Origin of the sequence: Vibrio sp. 1-Bac 57, from assembly GCF_037546855.1 — a bacterium.
Lineage (GTDB): Bacteria > Pseudomonadota > Gammaproteobacteria > Enterobacterales > Psychromonadaceae > Psychromonas.
In genome coordinates this window covers 1-21,134 of sequence record NZ_JALAAC010000022.1, presented here as the reverse complement: position 1 = coordinate 21,134, position 21,134 = coordinate 1, and the positions used below count along the sequence as shown (strand labels likewise).

Here is a 21,134-nt window from a genome sequence, read left to right as displayed (position 1 = left end):
ATTCCTTGGGTAAATGAGGACGGTATAAGAATCATTGGCTAGTTTTTATACAAGAGAATATTCCTCTCGCGACATCAACTGCTTTATGAGCGCAATATAGTTCGAACGAACATAAAATACTGCCAAATGGATCACAATCGAAAACAAAATGATTCAAATCAACAAAAAAAGCACAATAACATGCTAATCACGGTAATACCTTGAAAAAATTGATTAAAAAATTAAAAAAATAAAGTAAATAAAGTAAATAAAGCGACAATAGCATTTTTAAGTTATTACCTTCACCCCAAATGAAACTCGAAAGTATTCGAAAACGAATACCATTAATCAAGCTATTTAATTAACACCCACGACATCATTTCCTCCCCTTTCTAAGTAAAATTTAACCAATAATAAACAAAGATCGCGCTTAACAAAAACATACAACTTGTACTATCCGACAAATAAAACAGAAAAAATAGTTACAACAAGAACTATTTTAACTACAACTATTTTTTTACATTTAGCTTACAAATACAGGTTCAAATCATTATTAAACAATAACTTACAACAAAAAAAGAGATTTAAAAGCAACAAAAAACACTCATTCCATTAACAAAAAATGTCAAGATAATTAAAATTAGACCTTGATAGTTAGTGCACTAATCATTAGGATTGTTATTAATTGAACGTTCAATTAATAACGTTTTATGACTCATAATAAATAAAAGGGAAGTTATTTATGGCCAGACCGGCTGTTAAAGAAGTGCGACAACAGCAACTGATCGACGCCACATTAACGTCAGTTGAGCATCATGGTTTACAACACACCACTATCAATACCATCAGTGCCATAGCAGGTATGTCGTCGGGCATTATTAGTCATTACTTCGGTGGTAAGCAGGGCTTAATAGAAGCCGCACTCAGATATCTTCTCGATCAATTAAAACAAGCATTATTAATCAGAATTTCAGATAAGCAGTTATCCCCTGTGGATCGCCTTGCAATGATCGTCGAAGCAAACTTTACCGAATTACAGCGTTCAAGTGCAGCAACAAAAACCTGGTTAAGTTTTTGGTCTCAAGCGATGCATGAACCAGGCTTAGCAAGATTGCAAAACATCAATAGTCAGCGTTTATACAGTAATTTACTGTTTTGTTTTAAACAGTTATTACCGCCTTCAGCAGCCATTGACGCAGCCAAACAAACTGCCGCTGTAATTGATGGTTTCTGGCTTCGCAGTGCGTTAAGCCCCGCACCAGAAGAAGACTTCAAACAAGCTCAAATTTTATCTAAAGCCTTTATTAATACTGTTCTTAAGCAGTATGGAGAAAATCAATGTCATCATTAATCGTTTATCAAAATTACGTACATGGCCAATATATCGCCAACGGAACCGGTGAAACATTTGAAGTGATTAACCCTGCGACAGGGCAAGTTAGTTACTTAGTAGAAACTGCGACAGAAGCAGTACAACAAGCAGTGATCGCCAGCTCAAAAGCAGGGTTTGCTACTTGGTCAGCAATGACAGCAATAGAACGAAGCCGAATTTTACTTAAAGCAGTGGCTTTATTACGTGAAAACAATGATGACCTTGCAGCAGGCGAAGTATTAGATACGGGTAAACCATGGCAAGAAGCTTCAGAAGTTGACGTTGTAACAGGCGCTGATTCTATTGAATTTTTTGCAGGGCTTGCGCCAAGTATTGAAGGTAATCAACAAACCGTCGGCGACGATTTTTATTATACCCGTCGTGAGCCTTTGGGTATTTGTGCCGGTATTGGCGCTTGGAACTATCCATTACAAATTGCATGTTGGAAAGCAGCTCCTGCTTTAGCCTGTGGCAATGTAATGATCTTTAAACCTTCAGAAGAAACACCACGCGGGGCGATGCGCCTAGCAGAAATTTTTACTGAAGCTGGTGTGCCAGATGGTGTTTTTAATGTTGTACAAGGTGATGGACGCGTTGGTGCTTGGTTAACCGGTAATGAAGATATCGCTAAAGTTTCTTTCACTGGTGAAGTTGGTACTGGTAAAAAAGTAATGGCAGCAGCCGCTAGCTCACTGAAAGAAGTGACCATGGAATTAGGCGGTAAATCACCGTTAATCATTTTTAATGATGCTGATATAGAAAATGCCGTTTCTGCTGCAATGCTAGGCAACTTCTATACACAGGGCGAAGTATGTACCAATGGTACACGTGTATTTGTACAAAAAGATATTTACCCACAATTTATTGAGCGTCTGGTTGAGCGTACACAGCAAAATATTATTTGTGGTGACCCAATGCAGCCGGAAACAAACTTCGGTGCGTTGATTTCAAAAGACCACCAGCAAAAAGTATTGGATTATATTGAAATAGGTAAAAAAGAAGGTGCAACATTATTGACTGGCGGTACAGCATTACAACCAGACAATGCCCCTCACGGTTATTTCGTAGCACCGACAATTTTCACTGACTGTACAGACCAAATGACAATCGCTAAAGAAGAGATATTTGGTCCTGTTATGTCTGTACTTACCTTCTCTGAAGAAGAAGAAGTTGTGAAACGTGCAAACGATACTCACCTAGGGTTAGCAGCGGCCGTCTTTACCCAAGATATTACCCGCGCTCACCGTGTGATACACCAAATTAAAGCCGGTATTTGCTGGATCAATGCTTACGGTGCTTCACCTGCTGAAATGCCTGTCGGTGGTTACAAAATGTCAGGTATTGGCCGAGAGAATGGCAGTGAAACATTAAAAGCTTATACCCAAATTAAAGCGGTATATGTTGGCATGCAAAATCTTGAAAGCCCATTTTAAGGATGACTATGACTACAACAAATTATGATTATATTATTGTGGGTGCAGGTAGCGCAGGTTGCGTACTTGCAAACCGTTTATCAGAAGATGCAAACAATCAAGTTTTACTACTAGAAACAGGTGGTAGTGATAAGAGCATTTTTATTCAAATGCCAACTGCCCTCTCGATTCCAATGAACACCAAAAAGTATGCATGGCAGTTTGAAACTGAAGCTGAACCCTTTTTGAATAATCGTCGTATGCATTGCCCTCGCGGTAAAGTATTAGGCGGTTCATCGTCAATCAACGGTATGGTTTATGTACGTGGCCATGCACGTGATTTCGATGAATGGCAGCAAGCAGGTGCTGATAATTGGGATTACGCTCACTGCTTACCTTATTTTAAGAAAGCAGAGACTTGGTCATTTGGCGGTAATGATTACCGTGGTGACACAGGTCCACTTGCCACTAATAATGGCAACAATATGAAAAACCCATTATATCAAGCGTTTGTTGATGCCGGTGTAGATGCCGGTTATTTAGCAACTGCTGATTATAATGCGGAACAACAAGAGGGTTTTGGCCCCATGCACATGACCGTCAAAAATGGTGTGCGTTGGTCGACTGCAAATGCTTACTTAAGACCTGCAATGAAACGTAACAACCTCACCGTCGTGACTCACGCATTAGTGCATAAAGTATTGCTTGAAGATAAAAAAGCAGTTGGTGTTCGTTATGAAGTGAAGGGACAAATAATCGATCAGCTTTGTAATAAAGAAGTGTTATTGAGCGCAGGCTCGATTGGCTCGCCACATATTTTGCAATTATCAGGTATCGGTAAAGCAGAAACATTACAAGCAGCGGGTATTGAGCAACAACATGAATTACCTGGTGTCGGTGAAAATCTGCAGGATCATCTTGAGTTTTACTTCCAGTTCAAATGTTTAAAGCCTATTTCACTGAACGGTAAAATAGATCCGCTTAATAAATTATTAATTGGTATTCGTTGGATCTTAAATAAATCAGGTTTAGGTGCAACCAATCACTTTGAATCATGTGGATTTATACGATCTAAAGCGAGTTTAGAATGGCCAGATCTTCAATATCACTTTTTACCTGCAGCAATGCGTTATGACGGTAAAGAAGCGTTTGCCGGGCACGGTTTCCAAGTACATATTGGCCATAACAAGCCTAAAAGCCGTGGTGCAGTCAAAGTTGTTTCAAGTGATGTCAATGTAGCGCCACAGATTCAATTCAACTATTTATCACACCAAGATGATATTGAAGGCTTTAGAGCCTGTGTTCGTTTAACACGTGAAATTATTAATCAACCGGGTTTAGATGAATATCGTGGTGAAGAGATCCAACCTGGACTAACAATACAAACAAACGAAGAAATTGATGAGTTTGTCAGAAGCTCTGTTGAAAGTGCTTACCATCCTTCTTGCTCATGCAAAATGGGTGAAGATGAGATGGCAGTAGTTAACTCAGAAACTAAGGTGCATGGCATCGAAGGACTTCGTGTTGTTGATTCATCGATTTTCCCAACTATCCCTAACGGTAACCTGAACTCGCCAACGATCATGGTCGCAGAGCGGGCAGCAGATATTATTTTAGGGAAGACATTACTAGCGCCTAGTACGGCAAAAGTAATCGTAGCCGATGATTGGCAAACTAGTCAGCGACTAACCGCACCAAAGCGTAAAACTAGTTAATAGCCACCAGCTTTTAATCTTTTGTCATCAAATGCGTTACAACAAACGATGGCAAAAGCGAGGTAAAAGGTCAGCCTAAGCAATTAATGCAAATGACCTATTAAACTACGTTATTTTTCAGGGTTTAACTATCGTGACCGATATCCATTATCAATACGATACTTAAGGTTTGAGGGCAAGACTGTCTTAAAAATAATGGCGTAGCGTTTTAAAACATAAAACAAGGAATTATCTATGTTTATCAACACTATCCACTGGGAGGCTACATAATGACTCTTTGGTTATCAACCGGTATTTTGTTCGTTTTTGCCGCCATTGCCTTTATCTTATATCGTTGGGGTAATATGCAATGTATTGGTGTCACGCCAGTGCGTAAATTTACCTTTATCGCAATCTTATTTACCTCTGGTTTAGATGTAGGTTTGATCATGTTCCCGCTCACTGAGTTTGCAGGTTATGCGGATATAGCGACAAGTCCTGAATATGGCTTCACTAATCCGCTCTCTATTGAGTTTGGATTTTGGGCATTCTTGATTTGGGCTTTCTACTTTGTGACTTGTTTCTACTTTTGTGTCATTGAGCCAAGAGTTAAATTTTTCGAAGTGCCGCTGATCAAATTTATTAACAATGTTGTTATTATTGGTACCTGTGCCTTTACCGCATACTTACTATTAACTAACTTACCTTGGTATTTACCAGGTATTGGTGATGGTGAATCGATCGTTGGTAGCTTTTACTTAATCGTATTCTTAGCGATCGCAGCGGCTGTATATTCAAGCACAAGTATTCGTTACGTACGCATTTTAAGTTTAGGTAGTAGCTGGTTATTCTTTGCACTAATCCTCATTATGTGGTCTGGCGCTTTCTTATCTGATAACTCAAGTGTTGGTGAGTTCTTTACTACCTTTGGATTGATAGGTGATTACTTTGCTAATATAAATCATTTTGTCTTACCGCTTAATGACTACCATGAGTTTTACCTTTTCTGGTGGTTCGCTTGGAGCATCATGATTGGTCAATTTACCTCTCGTTTTGTAAGTGGTATGAGAACTTATCAAGTACTAGCAGCAATGATGATATTCCCTTCTATCCCAATTGCGATTTGGTTTACTGTACTTTACTACTACAGTGCAAATGCAATCTCGACAGCAGGATTTTATAACTTAGCTATGGTCATTGTAGGTATTACCTTTGTAATAAATTCACTTGATTCACTGGTTCGTTTATACACTGATAACTTAAACTTAACCGTACAACGCTTTGGTAAAATTCCTTATATCGTTGGTAACATTACGTTATTGAGCGCTTTAACTTTACTATTCAAATTAGATTTTTTACAAATCCAATGGGTAGGCGCGCTAGCAATTGGCTTAATTTTAGGTTGTTTTGGTTACATCTTGATAGGCCATTACCGTAAAGTATCTGATATTGAACGCTCTCCAAAAGAGAACAAAATTGACTTTACTAAAATTGAGTTAATGGATTAATACCATCAGAACTTTATAAGTTTAACCTTCTGCGTTAATTAATAAGCAGATGATCAAAAAAGCAGAATAATGACCTTCATTATTCTGCTTTTTTTATATGAGAGTTACGGTTATTTTTGTTATGCTACGCAAAAAATAAGGTTGAATTTATGGAAAAGCACGAGCAATTATTAATTTCTTTACGCCGAGTGATCAGAGCGATCAGTATTCACTCTCGTCAATTGAATAAAGAATCAGGGTTAACGGGACCCCAGCTATTAGTAATGAGAAAAATTGCTCAACTAGAAGCGCCGCTTGCCAAACAAATTGCCCAAGAAATAACGCTCAGTGCCGCCACTGTGACCACTATTATCGATCGCTTAGAAGCACGCGACTTCGTGATCAGAACGCGTAGCAAAACAGATAAACGTAAAGTTCATTTATCATTAAGCGAAACCGGAAAAATTGTTCTCAGCTCGTCACCCCAACCTTTGCAAGAACACTTCATTAAACGTTATCAGCACCTTGAAGAGTGGGAACAAAGCCAATTATTATCCGCAGTAGAACGTATTGCATCAATGATGGATGCGACTGAGCTGGATGCAGCACCAGTATTATTGGTGGGTACCATCCAAGATGGTGAATCTTAATGGATCACTTTAATAGAGAGCCTTAATAGAGAACTTTAATAAAGAGACAAGGTACGATATTAGTTAAATAACCTGCTTTATTTGTTCTATTTGATGTTTGAAAATGTCATCTAGTGATTTGATGCTGTTGCTAGCCAATGTAAAATATTGTTTCTGACTGATGGTTATTTTATCTGCTTCAATTAATTTACTTTCAATTGCTTCCATTAAACACAATATTGTTGATATCGCAGCGGTTAATAAGAGTTTATGCTGTTCTTTTTCACTCTCAAGTGAACCTAGTTTTGGCAATACATCATTGATTATTTTTTGCATTTTTTGCTGCAAAAAAGATAAACGGACTTTATCCAGATCAGAGCACTGCTTTTTAGTCGCAACACCGACTCCAATGGCTCTAGACTGCCCAATCGTTTCAGTTGCTCTTATCAACTCTCTCCACACCAACCCGATATGCCTTAGTTGCTTTAACGACATAGCATTTAAATGTTTATGCTCCGCTTCATCTTCCAACAGGTATATTAAGTTAGCGATCATCTGTGTATGTTGTTTAAAGGTGTTATCGGCATCATTAGTATTACCCGGCTGATTGACACGCCCCCAATGATCCACAAAGGAATCCCAATGCCCACCTTGATTGGATAGCATATATTGTTGCAAGTGTTTAATATCACTATTAGCTTGTTGCTCAAAAGTAAGTAGCATCGCTTTTTTACTTTGATCTCCGTTTAACCAAGCAGAGCTTAAACCTCGATAAGTTTGTACTGCTCCGATCAACGACTTTAAATAAGTAATATTAGCTAGACCCTGTGTTTGTAATATTTTTTTTTGCTTATTTTTATAGTGATGTAACAGTACCAAACACAACACCATCAGTAATAAAATAATGATATAGATTGTCATATCCATGCCCTCACTTTGCCTCTAGCTATTCAACAACTTCATTGAGCTTATACCCATCCCTCTAAATAACAGATCGTTGTTGTTGGTTAACCTATACCCGTTACCATTCAAGATGCTTGCCTCACAACTTGCCCTGTGGGTCGTTAGCTCGAAAAGCAATTCAGCGTTGCAACATTCGATAAGGACTAGCCATTTAAGATGTAAAGACTTGTTTTTACATCTACCGGCAGAGGATTAACGTAGTTAATCGCTCGATAGGTCATCATTTCACGCCTTGCCTTGCTGTCCAAGCTAACGACTGAATAAAGCATATCGATTGATAACGGGTATATATCGCTTCTAATCAATATTTGAACACATACTTAATGGAATAAATATGATCTTCAGCATTAGCCTTTGTAGAAGTAAATAAAACAGTCGATATATTATTCGCTCGATATTAATCCTGTTTATTAATTCTAATCATTATTATTTAGGTACAAAAAACATACCAAAACTTAACTTGCTGATAATAATAAAGAACATCTGAGCAGTGAATTAATAAGTGCAATACCATGGTGCATTTTTTTGAAATGAAGAATCAGATGAGTGCGTGCTTAACTAATATAATGACGATTATTACTCGAATTCAAGAAACAATTATTGTGAAGAGAAAAGATATTATTAGTGGCATGATTGGGTAATAGTTAACTATTGCGATTGCATGCAACACAGCAATGCTCTTTTTTACCAGCAAGCATAATTAGACTAATAGACAGATTAATAGGGTGATTGATAGGTAGATTAATATAATGAAGCAGATACCTTTCAAGATGAACAATTAATTACCTTGAAAGGTATATAGCCATTTTACTTCAAGGAGCTGCTACAACAGCCCCTTGAACAATAGAGCTTTATTCTGCCAATAAATTCTTTTTAATAATGAAAAGTCGGTTAGCATCCACGGTGTTTTTATCCAGATACTTTTGCTCTAATTTTCCATCCGTTGACCAAGTCGCAAAATCATCGTCATTTAATACGCCTAAATGTTGATTATCAATGACCCACAAACCTTCCATTTTATCGTGTGCATAACCAACCTCCTCGACCATATCAACGATCAATTTTTTGGTGACTGGTTTAATGCCCTGTTTCGCCAATGCATCCCAACCATGCTTTTGCACATATTGCTCTAACGTCAGTCCATCAATCAGTAAACCATGGCTTTCATCTTCTTTCATAGAAGAGGATAACGACACACTAGAAAGCGCAGTCCCAGAAGTAAGATCAATTCGATATACCTGCTTTTGTGCATTAGGGTTGGCTTTTTTAGGGCCACCAAAAAGGAAGCTACCATCTCGCTCAATCACTAAAAATTTATTGGCAGTTAATGCCGCTATTTCTGAATTAGCATTTTCGGCTTTCTCTTGGCGATAAAGATATTGTTCAGTTTCACCATTAGTTAAATTGACGCTAACAATTCGAGTAAGGTCGCCCTTTTGTGAAGCTTTATCAGGGTTCTTCATGCTTGATTGCATAATACCCACCAGCGTTGTTTGATCCGGTGTGATCGCTAAACCTTCCATGCCTCGATTAGCACGACGATGTTGAAATACAGCAGGTAAATGTAACAACGAACGCGTGTCATCTTTAAAGGCATTAATACGTGTAATCTCTTCGCCATCACGGTCAAAGTGAACAATATGTGGACCATATTCATCGCTCACCCAAAATGTTCCATCTTTCAAGGCCACTAGTCCCTCTCCATCTAATCCATAATCATCTAGTTTAATAGGGTTAGTTGCAGCGTTATAGGGTAGTTGGTCATTCACTAATACGGGACTTCCATCGGCATGATAAGGAGTTTCACCAGTCCCTCCTAGCGCAGAGCTATTAGGTAAACCAGAAATGACACTGCCATCAGGACGCTTTAATAAAATGTCCTTTATCTGCACAATTTCGCCATTCAATTTCACTTCAAATAGTCCAATACGAGGAGTGTAATCAGCAACGGGAAAACTCTTCCCTTTACCATAATCACCTTGATGATTGGCATTAGGACCGCGGTCTGTTAATGCATAAAATTGATTTTTTTGAGTTGGATGAGAAGTCATCGCTGAGCCATATCCACCGTTACGTATTTCAAAAGGCTGCAGCGTTTTTGCATCTTTTAAGTCTGCGCGTAACACTGAATAGGGCAAATCACTGCCCTGCTTAGGAAAGGTATCTAAAATACTATCCATATCCGCAGCTACACTACGATTAGCAGCACTAAATAACACTAATGCAGAAACAACACTCACTAAACCAATTTTATTTATTAACATTTGATACCTTATAGCAATTTATTATTTATTCGCTAAAAGTACTCAATAAATATGACGATTTAATGAATGTTAGAAAATTAATGAACGAGAGAAAATTAAGAGCAGTTTTATCGCACAGGGGGACATACTGTAAAGAAGCAACGAAGGTTGTGCTTAGAGATGCGATTTGAAATGAACTATAAAATGAAAAATTATCACTCTATTTTATTCGAATTCGAAGTATAAAAATGGATGGAACGTTGCTGAGATGCTTTTGATTGATACATTGCCTGATCTGCTTTTTCAATTAATTCAATGCAAGTTGCGCCATCTTCAGGAAATATCGCGATGCCTATTGATGAGCCTATTTGCAGACTATGACTATCTACTTCAATCGGCTTTTTAATCGCTTCTATAATACGTTCGGCAAGATGCAAAATTTCTTCTTTCTTTTTTGGGTTATCCACAACAAAGATAAACTCATCTCCTCCTAAGCGCGCCACGATATCGGACTGCCTAACCAGTTCTAATAATCGGCTAGCAATAACTTTAAGTAGCTCATCCCCAATATTATGGCCAAATGAATCATTAATTAATTTGAAACCATCCAGATCTAAAAACAACACTGCAATTTGATTGTTTTTACGTTTGCTACTAATAATTTTTTGACCCAAACGCTCCATCAATAAGGTGCGATTAGGTAAATCAGTTAATGCATCGTAAAAAGCTAAATGTTTTAGGCTTTCATCTTTATGCCAAAGGTCGGTGATATCGCTGAATACAGAAATATACCTGATGACTTTACCCTCTTCGTCTTTAACCATATTGATATTGACACGTACTAAAAAAATATCACCACTTTTACGCCGATTCCATATTTCACCAGACCACTTTCCTTGCTCCTTAAGTTTCGCCCATAAGGTCGTATAAAAATCTTCGTGCTGACGATATGACTTAAGAATATGTGGTGTTTCCCCAATTGCTTCTTCTGGAGAGTAACCAGTAATATAACTAAAAGCAGGATTTACCGACAAAATAATGCCATTAACATCGGTAATTAAAATAGCATCAACCGTATTATCAAAAACACAAGTTGCCAGTTTTAACTCTGCTTCTGTTTCCTTTAACTCAGTCACTTCACTAGATTGAATAGCAAAACCTTTCACTGAGCCATCACTGTCAAAATCTGGTATATACTGCGCGAGAATACTACCAATACAGCCATTCGTCTTTTTTAGAGTACGTTCAAAACGTTGTGCTTTGCCCGCTAATACATTTTTAATATGGGGCTCATTCAGGCGAAACAGTTCTTCACCGGCCAATTCCTTAAAAGAGATACCAATTAGATCTTTATGCTGCTGTGTATGCCATTCGCTGAATGCTTTATTGGCAAATTGACAATGTAATTCTTTATCCCAATAACCGATCATATTAGGCATAGAATCAATCAGTTTAGTAATAAATTGATGCTCATGTTGATCCGACTGATGCGCTAATTGAGATTGTGCTAGTTGTGCTTTATTACGCTGTAATAAGCCATGGAGATAAGTGATATAACTACAAATAATAATGAATGAACCCATTTCCACCACATCAAAAATACTATTAATTAAAGGGTGTGTAGAGATCCAGGGCCAGGCAAAAAATAACATGAAGGGAGTCAGTAAGGTTGTAATGAAGCCTGCGGCAATGCCACCATAAAGTATTGCGACTATCACTGCGGGATAAAAAACAAACCAAGTGATCTCTTGATCAATAAACCGCAACAACCCAATCAATAACAATAAAGAAAAACCAATTAATGCCAACGCAATAAGAACGTGTTTGATGTGCTTAAAAACAAAAGAGAGAGCGTTAACGCTATCAGTATTTTTCATTTCATTCATCCCCACCTCTTTAATTATTAGTATGAAGATAGTCTTTTGCTAATAAATGACATTCACTAATAACATGCCTATATTGGTTAAAAGTAGAATCTGTATAGAAAACATCAAAGATAAGAATAAATAGCATACAGCAAAATAGCCTAATTCGAGGTAAAAGTTAATATAAATAGATATTATTAACGTCAAAAATTACCCACCCTAAATGAGTATTCTCATCACATACGGTCATAACTTCATATTGTAAAGATCAGATCCTTGAAAATAATTTTTAATATTTAAATCTAAGCTTTAATAAAAAACACAAAAAATAAAATGTTCATGATGACTTAAAAAGTGTTATTTAAAACAGCTATTATGTCATACTTTAATGACCTAAAGTTCAAAGCAGAAATAGCCCTCTAATATCTAACTCCCTTAGTATTTACAATACTCAAAAAAGTAAATTAAAAATATTTATTGATCCTTTCTACTCCTTATTTTCATTCATTATCCAATGCCTAAAGACTTTAAATAATACAATTAAGCAATGCTTTTAAAGCCTTCAAAAAAATAGGCTAATAAACTCCACCCATCAATTTCAATAAAAACAAAACAAAACACCTTAAAATCATAATCTTAAAAATACAGCAATCACCAAAAACAACATATTTTGTTAATTAATAACACCCTCAGAATAATAATCATCGTTACTATTAACTAGCTCACACTTTAGGTTGTCTTGATTACTTAGGCTAAATAAGCACCAACATAAAAGTGTAACTAACGTGATTAATAATATCGCCTTAGCCTGTAACGGTAGTGATGCATATCGCCAATTAAAATTGGAAGAATGATGCCTCAGACTTGAAGCTAAACCACTTTTTGAAAACGGATCTTAAATATAAATATAAGGGAACAATATTTTGAATAAAACACTTCTTGCCATGTTAATTTCATCAGCAATCGGTCTTCAAGGCTGTAACTCTAACGATACTGATGACACCTTTTCAGCCCAGTTACGTGTACTTGAGACATCAGATATTCATGCCAATGTGATGGATTATGATTATTACCAAACAAAAATGGACATCACAATCGGTCTTGCGCGTACAGCAAGTTTGATCAAGATTGCTAGATCAGAGGTTGATAATACGTTACTTGTTGATAACGGAGATTTATTACAGGGCAGCCCAATGGGTGACTACATCGCAAGTGAATTCAATGATGGTAATGAGTTCACCACTCACCCGACGCATAAAGCGATGAATTTGTTAGATTACGAAGTCGGCAACATAGGTAATCATGAATTCAACTACGGACTAAGTTTTCTTGAAAAAGCAATTAACGGTGCAAATTTCCCTTATATAAACGCCAATGTTTACTGTCAAGCAGACTGTTGGGATGACAAAGAAGCAGGCGATAATTTATTCACACCTTACTTAATTAAAAAAACGCTAATAACTGATAACAATGGTGAAGAACGTAGTATTAATATTGGTTATATTGGTTTTGTTCCACCACAAATCCTGCAGTGGGATAAACAAAATCTTGATGGAAAAGTTACCGTTAAAGGTATCGTCGAAACCGCTGAGAAATTTATCCCTGAAATGCAAGTGGCAGGCGCAGATATTATTATCGCGATTCCTCACTCTGGTATTGGTTCAAGTGAGAACCCTAGCGACGTTAATGCAGAAAATGCCACCTATGCGTTAACAACCGTTGACGGTATCGACGCCATCATGTTTGGCCACAGCCATTCTGTTTTCCCAAGTGCACAGTTTGCCGATATCCCAAATGTTGATATAGAAAAGGGATTAATTAACGGTATTCCTGCGGTAATGCCTGGACGATGGGGCGATAACCTAGGCGTTATCGATTTTGATTTAACATACAGCAACCAAAAATGGACAATAAAAAGTGCCACATCCGAGTCACGCCAAATCTATGCTCGCAATCAAGAAAACATTAATGTAGCCGTAGTTGATGCAGACAAAGATATACAAGATGCAGTCGCTATCGAACATGCTGCAACCTTGGAGTTTGTAAATGCCCCAATCGGTAAAGCTGATAGTGATATGTACAGTTACTTAACCTTGGTACAAGACGATCCAACGGTTCAGATTGTTTCTAATGCACAGATGCAATACGTTAAAGATCAAGTAGCAGCATCGGATAACCAATCACTCAAAGGATTACCAGTGTTGTCTGCTGCTGCTCCCTTTAAAGCAGGTGGCCGACATAGTGCAGGTTCAGATGCTGATTCTTATGTTCAAGTACCGAGCGGCGACCTAACTTACAAAAATGCAGCCGATTTATACCTTTATCCAAATACAGTCGTTGCACTTAAAGTGACAGGCGCACAATTACAAGATTGGCTAGAGTGTAGTGTTAATCAGTTTAATCAAATTGATAAAAATAGTACCGAACCTCAATACTTAATTAATTGGCAAGATCACCGTACTTATAACTTTGATGTCATTGATGGAGTCACTTACAAAGTCGATGTTACTCAAGCCAGCAAATTTGATGGTGACTGTGCCGTTATTAACCCTAATGCTCAACGTATTGTTGATTTAACCTATACCGATGATCAAGACAATGAAATCACAGGCGACGAGCTAGCAGCCCAAGAATTTATTATTGCGACCAATAATTATCGTGCATTCGGCGGTAAGTTTGCAGGTACAGGTAGTAATTATGTGGTGATGGAGCAACCAGATACTAACCGTGATGTGTTGGCGGCTTACATAACTTCTGAAACAGAGGCTAACGGAACTGTTAATCCTTCTGCAGATAATAACTGGGATTTTCTAGATATTGATGCATCAGTGATATTAGATGTTCGTTTTGAAACACAAAATAGTGAAACAGCAGATAGTTTTATTGCAACCTACGGACAACGTTCATTAACCAAACGAGCAGATAGCGATGAACTAGGATTTGCGGTTTATAATATTGATTTAACACCTACAATAAAATAATACAGTTAAACAAGATTAAAGAGTGTACTACTAACCAATCTTTAACAGGCAATTTTTAGCCTGTAAAAAGAGCCAAACAAAAAGCTTGAAAGCGTCTGCTTTCAAGCTTTTTTTAATTCCCTAAGCACTAGCCATTACTCACTAGCCAACACCCACTAACCAATGCCCAGTAAAATAGATTAAGTTACAACATTTTCCAGATAACAAAGGTGGCAGCAAAGCCAACCAGATACAATAAACCTAACCAACTTAAGCTTCGTAATAATGGACCATGTTTAATACTTTCTTCAGAACGAACCAACTTAAAATTAAGCCAAGCAAATACAGGGGTCGTCACAAAAGCCAGTGTCATAGCAAAGGTTAGCATTGGGGCTAACGATGATTTAAAAAATAAAATAACCGCCATCCCTGTAAAAGATTGCAATAATAACCAAATATTCAAACTATGCTTAGATTGCTTAAAACCTAACAACTTATGAGATTCGTTAAGCGTTCGAGCATAACCATCAAGTACCGTTAAGGTCGTACCAAATAAACACAGGAAAGCAATAATAGACACTAAAGGACGTGCCCATTCACCGATGGTCATGGCATACATATCAATAAGTTGTTTCGCAAATGCAACACCACCTAATACAACCGTACTACTTTGTCCGTATTGAACTAATACGCCTAACCCAAAAAAGACTAACGCGAGTCCAGCCGTTAGCCAATAGCCTACATTAAAGTCGAGTAAACCTTGCTCTCTACTGATCACCTGTTGCGTTTGCTTTTCCTTTAACCATAAAGAGCTTAATGCAGAAACTTCAATAGGTGCTGGCATCCAACCCATTAACGCAACCATAAAACTTAGCATGACTAATTCATAGGGAGATGGGCCAACATAATCAGCAGGCGCCATTGCACCATTATTAAAGGCAATAATAAAAGCAATCACAGTGGTAATCGTGAGGATCACCATAATCACTTTGGCGACATTATCTAACGCTTTGAAGTGCCCAAGTAATAAAATAACTAAACAGACCGCTAAAATTAACCAACATAATAAAGTAATAGAAACACTAACGGGCAAGGCATAATGCAACAGGCTAGCGGTTAATAAAATCACCCCTGCCGTATTAACTATCGCGGCAATAATATTGAGTACGATGAAGCTATAGAAAAACCATGGGCCTCGACTCTGATAACCTTCAATTAAACTTTTACCTGTGGCCAATGTATATTCAACACCAAACCGGAAGAAAGGATATTTAAGGACGTTAACGGCAACAATTAACCATAACAATTGCCAACCAAAAATAGCACCAGCTTGTGTAGAAGCAACGAGATGAGAGCCACCAATGGCAGCAGTAGCCATTAATATACCGGGGCCAAAAGCATTAAGACGTGATTTTAGGGTTGATACGGATTGATTCATGAATAACTCTAGATGTGCATTAATATGGACAGCTAAGATACAGAAATTAATGCAAATAAAAAAGAGTAAGTCGTTATTTTTAAAAACCTTTAAAGCCAGCTAATTAGCGGGGTCAGAAGCAGAATGGCATAAGCGTTTACTTAGTAACCTATTTCATAGTGAAATACTTTATTTTGTTAACTAATCATGTAATATCATTTATTAATATACAATAAAGTGAAATCATCATGAAAATGACAAATATTTTGAAATATTATGCGGATATATGACCCTACCCGTAACAAAACTAGCTTAAAAGCTTTTAACGTATTTGTCTTCGTCAGCCTTTTCATCGTTATATTTTCTGGTCTCTATTACCAATATACTTCATCTAATGAAAACACCTCTGCAAACTTCAAAAATACTAGCTACAACAAATCATTAGAAATAAGAGAAAAATTTAGATTAATCTTCGATAAACTAGAGTATCAATTCATTCAATCTGAAGCAGAAAACCTTGCAAAACTAGATCAATTATTCGAATTATATAAAAACCAGAAAGAAGACTTCGACCTCAAAAAAATTGAAAGAGAATTAAACAAAAATGTAGATTTTGGTCAGTATGAAATATTCATGATCAATAAAGAGTACATTATTGAAAAAGCCTCTTATGAAAAAGAAATAGGGCTTAATCTGGGGCAATTCAAAAGCGTCAAAAGTCTATTTGACCAAATATTCAATAAAACCATTAACATTGATATTTCATCGCCTAAACTCGACATGGATTCAAGACTCAAAAGATACCTTATTAAATTATCCGATGATGGAAAATATATTCTTCAAATAGGTTTTTCATTGGATTATAGTAATGAAATAAACAAGCAATTACATTACCTTACCTCTGACGCAAGTAAAACTAATTTATACCTAGCCACTGAATTTTTTATTCAAGATATTAACGTAAAATCGACAGATTTCAGTTCTAAGTTTGAGCATAATGAATATTGCAAAAAGATCACCAATGAGTTTTTATTAGACATCAACATTCCCCTAAAAGATCAACGATTAGCTGATCTTGCCAAAGTCGATACCAGAGACATCAGCTTAAATAAAGCCTTACAAAAAATCATACCATTGAATGAAGAGTTAATAAGTTTTGTAGATAAAGCAGAAAATACAATGAACTTTTACTCAGCGACTAGTTCACTATTTGGCAATGAAAGTGGCACCTTATTATTTATCAAAACGTCTTTTCCTATGGAGCCTTTAGATAAAAATTTAAACGATAACCTGAGTACCTTTTTATTCATTACTATTTTAGTATTACTGGTGTTAATTTTCTGTGAGTGGTTTAAAGAGAGAGAAATAACATCAAAAATCACCTCTATCACCAAGGTCATTCAAACCAATCAGATGATTGAAAATGAAACATCAGCAATTAAAGATATCAGCATCCTAATCGATAGCTATAACAGCATGCTAACAAGGTTAAATGACCAAATTAGAATCAATAAAGAACTATCCTATATCGACCCCTTAACCGAGGTTAAAAATAGGAAAGCTTACGATGAAAAAATTGAAGAATTAGTCTCTTTATATAAAAGGTATGGCACAACATTCTCCATAGCTATTTTTGATGCCGACGACTTTAAAGAGATAAACGATACTTACGGTCATAGCTTTGGAGATGGCGTATTAAAAGCGATCACCAAAACGCTAAGGTGCAGCATTAGAAATGACGATATGCTTTTTAGAATAGGGGGTGAGGAGTTTATTGTGATCTTCCCAAATACGACCTTGATAGAAAGTAAAACCGTGATTGAAAAAATCAGGATCATAATAAATGAAAGTCTGACTTATCAAGACAAGGCTAATGTCACGCTTAGCATCGGTTTAACTGAAATTAAAGACCAAGATAATAAAGATTCAATCTTCAAAAGAATCGATAACTTTTTGTATGTTTCCAAAGGTAACGGCAAAAACCAAGTTACCTTTGATTAATCTTAGGCCGCTTAAATACTTTGAGTAAAACCATTATGTTTATTCGTTAGCGAGTAAAATTAAAGGCGCACGAGCAGCATTAAGCGCAGCCAAAGTAGTGATCACAGCAGCAACATAAAAAGCCGTTTGAAATGCATTAATAATCGGTTCCTGTGGGCCACTACGTAACATCTCAATACTGGTATTATGATCAAACTCTGGAAGCAAGGTATAAATCAAAACACCAAACAAAGCAGTACCTACCGCAGCACCTAAATTACGCGACAAAGACGCTAATGCAGTCACTGAGCCTATATTAGCTTTACCAGCAACAGTTTGAATCACTAATTGAGTAGTAGGCATAACAGTACCAAAGCCAATCCCACAAAACATACCTAGTATTGCTATCAACATAGGCTCAGGCGGTATACTTCCCAATGCAATAAAACCAGCCGTTGATAAGCTCATTCCCACTACTGGAATATATTTAGGCACACCTGTTTTAGCCATCACACGTCCACTGATCAACGCGCCAGAAATTTGCCCAACAGTTAACGGTAATAACAATAATCCCGAAGTAGCAGCATTAGTCTTTAAACCTAACTGTAAATAAATAGGCAAGAAAAAAATCAATGCAAACATACAAGCAGCAAACAACATCGAAGTGATTAACGGAATATAGATAGCGCGATTTTTGAGTAGCTCATTGGGTAAAAATGGCGTCGAATGGCGAACTTGATTACGATAAAAAACCACCGCTAATAACAAAATGAGGACAAGGTAATAAGCACTGTTCAAAGATAACCATTCAAAACTTTGCCCTGCAACCGAGACCCAATAAAGAAATAAACAACATAAAATGGGAAAAGTCATCAGCCCAACCCAATCGATAGGTCGATGGCGATGTGCTAAATCCACTTTAGATGTTAAACGCATTAAACGCCAAGCGGCAATCGCAGCTAATGGAATGTTCGCCCAAAATAACCAATGCCAAGAATAATGGGTGACCACTAAACCACCTATCACCGGTCCGCCAATACTTGCACAAGCAAACATAGAGGCAAAATAACCCTGGTATTTAGCACGCTGTCTGGGTGGAATGAGTTCACCGATCAGCGCTTGAGAAAGACTCATCAAGCCACCGCCACCGAGACCTTGAATAATACGGCCGATGATCATATGCGACATGTTTTCAGCCAACCCACCAACGACCGAACCAATACAAAAGATACCTAACGCCCAGACCAATACATTACGACGCCCGTAACGGTCTCCTAACCAACCATATATAGGAACAGATGCCACGGTAGCAAGTAGATAGCCAATCGCTATCCATGAAGATAAATGAAGCTGACCAAGATCACCGACAATACTAGGTGTCGCTGTTGCCAAAATAGTTTGATCAACGGCAGCCAAAAACATCGGTAAAAAGACCGCAGAAAAAAACACTAAAAAAGCTTGTCGCGTTAAAGGCTGACTCATGATACTGGAAGAGATAACGAAGATAATAGGTTCAAGTTGACGCTCATTATTTTAATGATTAATAGTTTCAAATCGTTTCTTAGATTCACATAATAGTTAGCAAATCAAAAAATTAGCAGTTTAAAAATTAACAGCTTAAATAATGACAGATTACCAAGACACATCAACCTATTTCTGATCGTAAAAGAGCTACAGATATAAGCACAACAGAACTGACATAATTAAACTTAAGGTGTAAGTAATCCCCAGTGTAAAGAATTCACTTAGTAAATATAAAACCAGAGAGAGATAAAAGGATGACGCAGATTTCACTTTATAACCTGGCATTATTATCAATAGTTATATAGCAGAGAAGCCCCCTTCTCTGAGCCAAAGATTGCCTTAAAAAAGTAAACACCGTAACATTCCAACAATAATTTATTTGGCAACAAAAAGAATAACAATAGGAATAGCACTATGAATAACAATGCAGAGATAATTTCAACGTTAACAGAGTTAGAAAATTTTTTAAAACTCGTTGAAAACGGTGGACTAGGGCTTACGAACATCGAAGGTTTAGCATTAGCAACAAACAATAAAGATGGACGCCGCTTCGTCGCAGTATTAGATGATAAGCATCAATTACTACTATCACGTTGGGTTACAGAAGAAGTTTTTCAAACAGGCCAAGATTTAGTACGCAATGGCACCAACCCCACTCAGCACTAACACAGAGCATTTAAATAGAAATATTTAAAATGGAATAATGAGGATGAGCAATAAACGCTGTCCTTATTAATGTTGAAAAGGCAAAAACAAAGATCTGATCCAGGGCCTTATTCTGACAAATAGTTCATGGTGTGAATTTCAGGGGTTAGTTCTTTTTATTTGCCTACTTTATTTTTCTAAAAGTAGACACATAAGATAAGAAGAATGGAGTATTTTGTTATTACGCTCTCAATCAACTAACGTGTATTTATTTGAGAAATGGTGGCAGAGCCATTTGTATAGGTTGAATGCAGTCATACTTTTTGCTGTTGGTAGGCCCTCGTCATCTAAAAAGGATTCCCCTTTAAAGGTGATCACACCATGTTGTTCTGACACAGCTTCTACCTTAATGCCTTCGATAAAATCTTCATGCTCTGGTAACTGTGCATTGGCTAGTTTAATAATGTCAGCACTGTTAATTGTTTGTTTATCGTTGCTCATTGCTTTATTCCTGTAATGAATACTTATGGGTAATATATTACCCAGAGTCACAGGTAAACCGCAAGTTAAAGCAGCAAACTGTTAAATAATCGAGATTGCTATTATTATGCGAATTTAAGAATATTAATAAATTAGAAATTAGAAATTAGAAATTAGAAATTAAAACTAAGTTTTGGGAGATAAATTAAAATATTCAGTATCACTATAATTAATCGGTGATTTATAACCACCTTGCATTGCTAGCCATTGAAAGAAGCTTTTTAAATGGCGTAATGTTGTATGTAGGGTTGCCTTACTTAATGGATTATTTGTGGCTTCATTTTTCTGATTCGTTAAGTGCTTTTTAAAACCCACTGCTTGTTGAAAGTGGAACAGTTTAAAGTCCTTAAATTTGGAGTATTGTTCAAACCGATTTATACCATTCCGCCTAATTATATGATCTAATGTATTCATTATTATTAAC

14 protein-coding genes and 1 pseudogene are annotated in these 21,134 nt (G+C 36.9%); 8 read left to right on the top strand and 7 right to left on the bottom strand.

What is annotated here, in order from left to right:
- The first annotated feature begins 721 nt into the window (after window positions 1-721).
- From betI to MT391_RS14015, 5 genes are all read left to right on the top strand, one after another.
- The gene (gene betI / locus MT391_RS14035; RefSeq protein ID WP_166372076.1) at window positions 722-1,330 is read left to right on the top strand and encodes a transcriptional regulator BetI; all 609 of its coding nucleotides are present in this window, start codon (window positions 722-724) and stop codon (window positions 1,328-1,330) included.
- Entirely contained in the window at window positions 1,318-2,784 is a 1,467-nt protein-coding gene (gene betB / locus MT391_RS14030) for a betaine-aldehyde dehydrogenase (RefSeq protein ID WP_499498640.1), read from the top strand. Before betI ends, betB begins: the two co-directional genes overlap by 13 nt.
- 8 nt (window positions 2,785-2,792) lie before the next feature.
- Window positions 2,793-4,478 carry a choline dehydrogenase gene (gene betA / locus MT391_RS14025; protein WP_499441721.1) on the top strand — a complete coding sequence of 562 codons (1,686 nt, stop codon included), beginning with the start codon at window positions 2,793-2,795 and terminating at the stop codon, window positions 4,476-4,478.
- 269 nt (window positions 4,479-4,747) lie between these two features.
- Window positions 4,748-5,965 carry a BCCT family transporter gene (locus MT391_RS14020; protein ID WP_499441723.1) on the top strand — a complete coding sequence of 406 codons (1,218 nt, stop codon included), beginning with the start codon at window positions 4,748-4,750 and terminating at the stop codon, window positions 5,963-5,965.
- 149 nt (window positions 5,966-6,114) lie between these two features.
- Window positions 6,115-6,594 (top strand): MarR family winged helix-turn-helix transcriptional regulator, encoded by a 480-nt coding sequence (locus MT391_RS14015; protein ID WP_166372072.1) that lies wholly within the window; start codon window positions 6,115-6,117, stop codon window positions 6,592-6,594.
- Window positions 6,595-6,657: 63 nt separating this feature from the next.
- On the opposite strand, the gene MT391_RS14010 is transcribed toward MT391_RS14015, so the two are convergent.
- The 3 genes from MT391_RS14010 to MT391_RS14000 form a co-directional block, all read right to left on the bottom strand.
- A complete protein-coding gene (locus MT391_RS14010) occupies window positions 6,658-7,494 on the bottom strand; it encodes a nitrate- and nitrite sensing domain-containing protein (protein WP_499498638.1) in 837 nt (278 codons plus the stop codon).
- Between the two features lie 893 nt (window positions 7,495-8,387).
- The gene (locus MT391_RS14005; RefSeq protein WP_499498637.1) at window positions 8,388-9,800 is read right to left on the bottom strand and encodes an esterase-like activity of phytase family protein; all 1,413 of its coding nucleotides are present in this window, start codon (window positions 9,798-9,800) and stop codon (window positions 8,388-8,390) included.
- 194 nt (window positions 9,801-9,994) lie between these two features.
- Entirely contained in the window at window positions 9,995-11,665 is a 1,671-nt protein-coding gene (locus MT391_RS14000; protein WP_499498635.1) for a diguanylate cyclase domain-containing protein, read from the bottom strand.
- A gap of 902 nt (window positions 11,666-12,567) precedes the next feature.
- Here MT391_RS14000 and MT391_RS13995 point away from each other — a divergent pair.
- Window positions 12,568-14,625, top strand: a complete 2,058-nt coding sequence (locus MT391_RS13995; protein WP_499498633.1) for a bifunctional 2',3'-cyclic-nucleotide 2'-phosphodiesterase/3'-nucleotidase — start codon at window positions 12,568-12,570, stop codon at window positions 14,623-14,625.
- A 184-nt stretch (window positions 14,626-14,809) separates the two neighbouring features.
- Here the strand turns inward: MT391_RS13995 and MT391_RS13990 are convergent, their stop codons facing one another.
- Window positions 14,810-16,042, bottom strand: coding sequence for an NRAMP family divalent metal transporter (locus MT391_RS13990; protein WP_166372064.1), 1,233 nt, complete (start codon window positions 16,040-16,042; stop codon window positions 14,810-14,812).
- A 255-nt stretch (window positions 16,043-16,297) separates the two neighbouring features.
- Here MT391_RS13990 and MT391_RS13985 point away from each other — a divergent pair, with 255 nt between their 5' ends.
- Window positions 16,298-18,022, top strand: a complete 1,725-nt coding sequence (locus tag MT391_RS13985; RefSeq protein ID WP_499498631.1) for a GGDEF domain-containing protein — start codon at window positions 16,298-16,300, stop codon at window positions 18,020-18,022.
- A gap of 39 nt (window positions 18,023-18,061) precedes the next feature.
- Here the strand turns inward: MT391_RS13985 and MT391_RS13980 are convergent, their stop codons facing one another.
- Window positions 18,062-19,483, bottom strand: coding sequence for an MDR family MFS transporter (locus MT391_RS13980; RefSeq protein ID WP_499498629.1), 1,422 nt, complete (start codon window positions 19,481-19,483; stop codon window positions 18,062-18,064).
- 456 nt (window positions 19,484-19,939) lie between these two features.
- Here MT391_RS13980 and MT391_RS13975 point away from each other — a divergent pair, with 456 nt between their 5' ends.
- Window positions 19,940-20,191: a hypothetical protein gene (locus MT391_RS13975; protein WP_499498628.1), complete on the top strand. Its 252-nt coding sequence runs from the start codon at window positions 19,940-19,942 to the stop codon at window positions 20,189-20,191.
- A 228-nt stretch (window positions 20,192-20,419) separates the two neighbouring features.
- On the opposite strand, the gene MT391_RS13970 is transcribed toward MT391_RS13975, so the two are convergent.
- Both MT391_RS13970 and MT391_RS13965 read right to left on the bottom strand, forming a co-directional pair.
- Window positions 20,420-20,671, bottom strand: coding sequence for a DUF2498 family protein (locus MT391_RS13970; RefSeq protein ID WP_166372060.1), 252 nt, complete (start codon window positions 20,669-20,671; stop codon window positions 20,420-20,422).
- A gap of 165 nt (window positions 20,672-20,836) precedes the next feature.
- Window positions 20,837-21,134, bottom strand: a pseudogene (locus tag MT391_RS13965) (site-specific integrase); the annotation flags it as partial.

Coding starts and splice junctions, on each gene's coding strand:
- betI (WP_166372076.1), top strand. CDS start 722: ATGGCCAGACCGGCTGTTAAAGAAGTGCGACAACAGCAACTGATCGAC.
- betB (WP_499498640.1), top strand. CDS start 1,318: ATGTCATCATTAATCGTTTATCAAAATTACGTACATGGCCAATATATC.
- betA (WP_499441721.1), top strand. CDS start 2,793: ATGACTACAACAAATTATGATTATATTATTGTGGGTGCAGGTAGCGCA.
- MT391_RS14020 (WP_499441723.1), top strand. CDS start 4,748: ATGACTCTTTGGTTATCAACCGGTATTTTGTTCGTTTTTGCCGCCATT.
- MT391_RS14015 (WP_166372072.1), top strand. CDS start 6,115: ATGGAAAAGCACGAGCAATTATTAATTTCTTTACGCCGAGTGATCAGA.
- MT391_RS14010 (WP_499498638.1), bottom strand. CDS start 7,494: ATGACAATCTATATCATTATTTTATTACTGATGGTGTTGTGTTTGGTA.
- MT391_RS14005 (WP_499498637.1), bottom strand. CDS start 9,800: ATGTTAATAAATAAAATTGGTTTAGTGAGTGTTGTTTCTGCATTAGTG.
- MT391_RS14000 (WP_499498635.1), bottom strand. CDS start 11,665: ATGAATGAAATGAAAAATACTGATAGCGTTAACGCTCTCTCTTTTGTT.
- MT391_RS13990 (WP_166372064.1), bottom strand. CDS start 16,042: ATGAATCAATCCGTATCAACCCTAAAATCACGTCTTAATGCTTTTGGC.
- MT391_RS13985 (WP_499498631.1), top strand. CDS start 16,298: ATGCGGATATATGACCCTACCCGTAACAAAACTAGCTTAAAAGCTTTT.
- MT391_RS13980 (WP_499498629.1), bottom strand. CDS start 19,483: ATGAGTCAGCCTTTAACGCGACAAGCTTTTTTAGTGTTTTTTTCTGCG.
- MT391_RS13975 (WP_499498628.1), top strand. CDS start 19,940: ATGAATAACAATGCAGAGATAATTTCAACGTTAACAGAGTTAGAAAAT.
- MT391_RS13970 (WP_166372060.1), bottom strand. CDS start 20,671: ATGAGCAACGATAAACAAACAATTAACAGTGCTGACATTATTAAACTA.